Annotated in this window: 1 protein-coding gene; it reads left to right on the top strand. The window is 66.0% G+C overall.

Features of this window, described 5'->3' with window-relative positions:
• Positions 1-998 (top strand): elongation factor Tu (tuf, locus tag N788_RS10170; protein ID WP_034224661.1); only part of this gene is annotated, 998 nt, incomplete at both ends.

Raw genomic sequence — 998 nt, 5'->3', positions numbered from 1 at the left:
AAGTTTGAGCGCACCAAGCCCCACGTGAACGTGGGCACCATCGGTCACGTTGACCACGGCAAGACGACGCTGACGGCGGCGCTGACGAAGGTGGGCGCCGAACGCTTCGGCGGCGAGTTCAAGGCCTACGACGCGATCGACGCGGCGCCGGAAGAGAAGGCGCGTGGCATCACGATCTCGACCGCGCACGTGGAATACGAGTCCCCGACCCGTCACTACGCGCACGTGGATTGCCCGGGTCACGCCGACTACGTGAAGAACATGATCACGGGTGCGGCGCAGATGGACGGCGCGATCCTGGTGTGTTCGGCCGCTGACGGCCCGATGCCGCAGACCCGCGAGCACATCCTGCTGGCCCGCCAGGTGGGCGTCCCCTACATCGTCGTGTTCATGAACAAGGCGGACATGGTGGACGACGCCGAGCTGCTGGAGCTGGTGGAGATGGAAATCCGCGAGCTGCTGAGCAAGTACAACTTCCCGGGCGACGACACCCCGATCATCAAGGGTTCGGCGCTCAAGGCGCTGGAAGGCGACCAGTCCGAGATTGGCGTGCCGGCGATCCTGCAGCTGGTCGAGGCCCTGGACAGCTACATCCCGGAGCCGCAGCGCGACGTGGACAAGCCGTTCCTGATGCCGGTCGAGGACGTGTTCTCGATTTCGGGTCGTGGCACGGTGGTGACGGGCCGCATCGAGCGCGGCGTGATCAAGGTGGGCGAGGAAATCGAGATCGTGGGCATCCGTCCGACGGTCAAGACCACGGTCACCGGCGTCGAGATGTTCCGCAAGCTGCTCGACCAGGGCCAGGCGGGCGACAACGCCGGCCTGCTGCTGCGCGGCACCAAGCGTGACGAAGTCGAGCGCGGCCAGGTGCTGTGCAAGCCGGGTTCGATCTCGCCGCACACCGAGTTCGAGGCCGAGGTGTACGTCCTGTCGAAGGACGAGGGCGGCCGCCACACCCCGTTCTTCAAGGGCTACCGTCCGCAGTTCTACTTCCGCAC

The organism is Arenimonas donghaensis DSM 18148 = HO3-R19 (genome assembly GCF_000743535.1).
Classification (GTDB): Bacteria; Pseudomonadota; Gammaproteobacteria; order Xanthomonadales; family Xanthomonadaceae; genus Arenimonas; species Arenimonas donghaensis.
The sequence above is the reverse complement of the archived record's forward strand: the minus strand, read 5'-3'. Positions and strand labels throughout refer to the sequence as shown.